Source organism: Bradyrhizobium sp. SHOUNA76 (assembly GCF_023006445.1).
In the GTDB taxonomy this organism is placed as follows: domain Bacteria; phylum Pseudomonadota; class Alphaproteobacteria; order Rhizobiales; family Xanthobacteraceae; genus Bradyrhizobium.
Window position 1 is genome coordinate 1 of the sequence record NZ_JALBHA010000468.1, and the last position, 5,053, is coordinate 5,053.

At 65.2% G+C, this 5,053-nt stretch carries 3 protein-coding genes and 1 pseudogene; 2 read left to right on the forward strand and 2 right to left on the reverse strand.

Annotated features, from left to right (window positions below; genetic code table 11):
* The first annotated feature begins 762 nt into the window (after positions 1 to 762).
* Positions 763 to 939, forward strand: a complete 177-nt coding sequence (locus MOV74_RS30950) for an ABC transporter substrate binding protein (protein WP_246930658.1) — start codon at positions 763 to 765, stop codon at positions 937 to 939.
* An 82-nt stretch (positions 940 to 1,021) separates the two neighbouring features.
* Here MOV74_RS30950 and MOV74_RS30955 read toward each other — a convergent pair whose 3' ends face one another.
* Positions 1,022 to 3,685, reverse strand: a complete 2,664-nt coding sequence (locus MOV74_RS30955; RefSeq protein WP_246930660.1) for an EAL domain-containing protein — start codon at positions 3,683 to 3,685, stop codon at positions 1,022 to 1,024.
* A 236-nt stretch (positions 3,686 to 3,921) separates the two neighbouring features.
* Complete coding sequence (locus tag MOV74_RS30960; protein ID WP_246930662.1) at positions 3,922 to 4,617, reverse strand: hypothetical protein; 696 nt, start codon at positions 4,615 to 4,617, stop codon at positions 3,922 to 3,924.
* 178 nt (positions 4,618 to 4,795) lie between these two features.
* Here MOV74_RS30960 and MOV74_RS30965 point away from each other — a divergent pair.
* Positions 4,796 to 5,053, forward strand: a pseudogene (locus MOV74_RS30965) (peptidoglycan-binding protein LysM); the annotation flags it as partial.

Here is a 5,053-nt window from a genome sequence, read left to right on the forward strand (position 1 = left end):
TCCTGAGCACGCGCGCCATCTCCGCGCCGGCGGTGCGCCGCTCGGAATGCGAGCTGTCGTCCGGCTGCGCGCCGGGGGCAGGGGGGACGCCCTGCTGTGAGGCATCGCGCATGGGAGCAGTGTTTCCGGTCATGGCGTGGCTCCGTTCGGATCGCGTCGAGCTTCAAATCGGTCGTCCGTACTTGTACGGGTCTTCGCGCGTTCTATGGCTGCGAGGGCCCGGCGTATTGCCTGAAGCGAGCATGCTTTGTCCGATCCTGCTCCAAGCAGGCGCGCGATTTTCACAAACGCACGATGGGTGAACGGACGGAAAAATGTTTGATTACAACGGGGCGCGAGGCAGGCCGTCACATGGTTGTCGCGATCGGGCCCGTCCGCGCCGGACAAATCGAGCTTCCTTCCCGACGCGGATGTTCGCGCCGAAGGGTTCGGAGGCTGCCTAAGCACTTCCGAACCGCGGTATTTGCCGTTCCCGTCCATTCTCCGATCGGGGATGAACATGAGACGGCGAGAGTTCATCATCATCCTGGGCGGCGCGACCACCTTGGGTGCGTTGCCCGCGCGCGCTCAGCAGCGTGAGCATGTTCCGCGTGTGGGCATTGTGTGGATCGCTCCGCAATCGGTCGTCCGTTTCACGACGCATTCCGCGCGGGACTGCGCGAGCTGGGTTATATCGAAGACCGGACGATTGCTCTCGAAGCGCCGCCGTTCGGGCTGGCCGAGGCAGGCGCCTTGTTGAGCTAGGGTGCGAACACGCCCGACATGCTGCGGCGCTCCGCCCGCTGCGTCGACCGGATCATCAAGGGCGCGAAGCCGGAAGATCTTCCCGTGCAGCAGCTGGTCAAGTTCGAGCTCGGGGTCAATTTGAAAGCAGCCAAGGCCCTTGGTCTTGCCATTCCCACCTCCATTCTGCTGCGGGCCGACGAAGTGGTCGAATGACACCGACCAGGAGATCAACGCGAGACAGGGATCGAGCATGCGGGCTTTGTCGACGGAGTGCGGCGATGAACTGCGCCGCCCGCTAAGCCGCCGCGGCGTGCGCCGACAAGAGCTGCTTCAATTTCGCTGCGGGCACGGCCGGGCTGAACAGCCAGCCCTGCATCTGGCTGCATCCGAGCTGGCGCAGCACCTCGCGCTGGGCTTCGGTCTCGACGCCTTCGGCGGTCGTCGCCATGTGGCGGGCGGCGGCCATGTGCACCACGGCCCGCACGATCGGGGAGGAATCCTCGGGTTCGCCGATGTCGCTGATGAAGCTGCGGTCGATCTTGATCTTGTCGAACGGGAAGCGGTGCAGATAGCTCAGCGACGAATAGCCGGTGCCGAAATCGTCGAGCGCGATGCGCACGCCGAGCTCGCGCAGCTGCTGCAGGATCGTCAGCGCCTCCTCGTCGTCGCGGATGAGGACCGTCTCGGTGATCTCGAGCTCGAGCCGTCCGGGCGCAAGCCCGGACTCCGCGAGCGCCGCGGCGACCTTGAGCGCCAGCGTCCGCGAGCGGAACTGCACCGGCGAGACGTTGACTGCGATGTGAATCTGGCCGGGCCAGGAGGCGGCCTCGGTGCAGGCCTGCTTTAGCACCCATTCGCCGATCTCGCCGATCAGCCCGGTGTCTTCCGCCACGGGAATGAAGTCCGCCGGCGAGATCATGCCGCGCTCCGGATGGCGCCAGCGCAGCAGCGCCTCGCAGCCGGTCACGACGTTGGCCGCGAGATCGACCAGCGGCTGATAGTGCACCTCGAACTCGCCGCGAACGAGCGCCTGACGCAGATCGAGCTCGAGCTGACGGCGCAGCCTCGCCTTGGCATCGTATTCGGGTGCGAAGACGCGGTAGGTGCGGCGCCCTTCCGACTTCGCCGCGTACATCGCAAGATCGGCGCGCTTGAGCAGATCGTCGAGATTGTCACCGTGGTCGGGCGCGATCGCGATGCCGATGCTGGCATCGGTCGCGATGTCCTGGCCCTTGCAATCCACCGGCGCGCGCAACGCCGCGAGGATGGTTTCCGCCAGCGCCGTCAGCTCGGCCTTGTCGCTTGTGCCGGCCTTGACGATGGCGAATTCGTCGCCCCCTAGCCGGGCGACGAGATCGTTGCCGCTGACGCAGGCGCGCAGGCGCATCGCCACCTGGCGCAGCAGCTCGTCGCCGACTTCGTGCCCCAGCGAATCGTTGACGCCCTTGAACTCGTCGACGTCGATATAGAGGATGGCGAACGGCTTTCCCTCGCGGAGCTCGGCAACGCGCCGCTCCAGATGCCCGCGCATCAAGACGCGGTTGGGCAGGTCGGTCAGCGCGTCGTAATGCGCCATATGCGCGATGCGCTCGTCGGCGCGGATGCGGGCGGTGACGTCCTCATGGGTGGCGAGCCAGCCGCCGGCCGCGCCGGGCTGGTTCTTGATCTCGATCAGGCGACCGTCGGCGGTCTCGACGATCGTGTTCTGCGTGCGCCCGACATTGCTCAGGATGTCGTCGCAATAGGACGAGACGTCGCCGTGGAACGATCCGCTTTCATGGCGATGCTGGATCACGTCGCGGAAAGTGACGCCGGGTTTCACCACATCAGGGGACAAGCCGTACATCTCGATGTAACGCCGGTTGCAGACGATCAGCCGCTCGTCCTGGTCGAACATCAGGAGACCTTGCGTCATCGTGTTCATCGCGGTGTCCAGCCGCTGCTTCTCGAGCGATAGCCGGTGCGTGACCTGGCGGAAGATCAGGAACAGCGTGAGCACCAAGAGGCCGATCGACAACACGGCGACGGTGACGAAGAATTTCGTTTGCGTGTGCCAGGTCGCGAGCGTCGCGTCCAGCGACTTGGTCGCGACCACGACCAGCGGCTCGCCGGCGAGGAGGCGCGAGGCGACGATGCGGTCCTTGCCGTCGATCGGGCTTGCGATCTGCATGGAGACGAAGGTGCGCTCGAACACCGCCATCTGCTCCGGCGTGCCTTTGCGAAAATTCTGCCCGATCATCGCATCGACACGCGGAACGCGCGCCAGCAATTGGCCGTTCTGGTGGTGCATCGCGATCGAGGAGTCCTCGCCAAGCCCGGTCGAGGCGAAGAAGGATTCGAGCTGCTCGGGTGCGATCGCGCGCGAGACCAGCCCGAGGAATTCGCCGTGCGGGCCGGACACGCGCCGTGCGAGCACAATCGCCGGTCCGTTGCCGATCCGGCCCTGTACGACCTCGATCTCTTCCTGCGCGGCCGGATCGTTCTTGAGGCGGTTGAAATAGCCGCGGTCGGCGACCGAGACGTCGGCGACCGGCCAGCGCCGCGACGAGTTGATCAGCACGCCGCTGGCATCGAACAGATTGGCGCCGGCGACGTCGGACCAGCCGCTGGCTTTTGCACGCAGCACCTCGTGCATCGCCAGCGTGCCCATCTCGCTGCGGAAGATGTCGGCGGATTCGATGCCGCGGCTCTCGAGCTCGGCGATGATGCTCTTCTGGAGCACCGCGAAATCCTCGAACTCGCGGTCGAAATGCCGGGCCAGCAGGCGCACGGAGTTTTCAAGGCTTTCGCGGCCGCTCTCGATCGCGTTCTGCCGGAAGCGGTCGACGGTCAGCGCGGTGCCGACGGCCATCGCGGCCATCAGCACGAAGCCGCCGACGATCAGCCATGTCAGTGGCGCTCCCCGCCAGCGACGGAGCAACGCGCGCATGCGCGCGGTCCATCGGATCGATGTGCCCATGCAGCCCTCCCGTGGGACGCAAGATGCAGCCAAACCGAAAAGACCCCGTTACCATCGAGGGTTAGGGAACTATGAATCGGAGCGGAATCAGTGGGTTGGTTCCCTCAGCGCGGGAAGTCCCGTAGCGGGAACTCCCGGAGTTGGGCAAAGGCGCATTCGCGCCGTGCCCACGATCTGTCCATGACGGATGGAGGTGGTGGGCACGGCGCGCGAAGCGCGCCTTTGCCAAGTCGGGCCTACCGCTTGATCTCCCAGTTCAACGCTTCCGCATTGCCCTTGGCGAACATTTTGGGCACGTCGAACTTCCCGGTCATGAGGTCATAACGGCATTTCCAATCCGCCAATCCCTTCACGGCGACGTTCTTCGGATGCTTGTCCATTTCGCCCGACAGCGAGATCACGAGGTAGCGGTTGTTAGGCCAGTCGACCCCGAGCCAGCGATAGGCATCTTCCGTGCCTTTCACGAGATTGGCCGAGATGTGGTAGTCGAGCTTCATCCTGTTGGTGTCGGGCCGGCTGTGGAAATAGGCCCAGGCGAGGTCGCTGAGCGACTTCTTCGTCGCGTTGACGAAGGCGCCGTTCTCGACATGATAGAGAAACAGATCCTGCGAGCCCGAGCCGGTCTTCTGCATCCGCACCAGCCATTGCGAATCGCTGGTGAAGCGGAAGCCCGCGCCGTAGCCCTGCTCCGGCTTCAGCTCGGTCATCTGCTCGCCGCGTCGTGCCCAGACCTGCCATTTGACGCCGAAAAGGTCTTCGCTGTCCTTCAAGTACTGCTCGAGCCTGGTGGCGCCGTCGGGCGAGGTGAAGGCGAGGTCGGCGTTGTCGGTGAGGACGAAGCCCGGCGGCGGGCCAGAGGCCGCCAGCGCGGGAGAAGCGGCGAGCGTCAGGGCAAGCGCCAGCCATGGCGCGGTGCGAAAAAATGCGGTCACTGGAAAATCCTAAAATATAGCCGCGGCGCGGCCTCGCTGATTTGACGCCGAGGGGGCCGCGCCGGTTCATCCCCGGCGCATTGGGCTAAGCGATCATCCCTTCGACCGACTTGCTGCCGTGGCCAAATCGGCGCACCTTGCGGGCCTCGGTTGATTTGTCACCCAAGGTTCTTTTCCGATGATGACCGCATCCAAGGCCTTCATTGCGTTCTGCCTGCTCGCACTGGTCGGCACGGTGCTGGTGATCGGCCCGACCGAGCTGCGCCGTCTGCTGCCGGATGGGACCAAGACCGCAATCGCCGCCAAGCCGGAGGCCAAGGCCGAACCCAAGGTCGAGGCCAAGGTAGATCTCAAGCCCGAGCCGAAACCGGAAGCGCCCAAACCGGAACAGCCAAAGCTTGCCGCCGCCACGCCGCCTGCGCCTGCACCAGCGGCG

Coding starts and splice junctions, on each gene's coding strand:
- MOV74_RS30950 (WP_246930658.1), top strand. CDS start 763: ATGCTGCGGCGCTCCGCCCGCTGCGTCGACCGGATCATCAAGGGCGCG.
- MOV74_RS30955 (WP_246930660.1), bottom strand. CDS start 3,685: ATGGGCACATCGATCCGATGGACCGCGCGCATGCGCGCGTTGCTCCGT.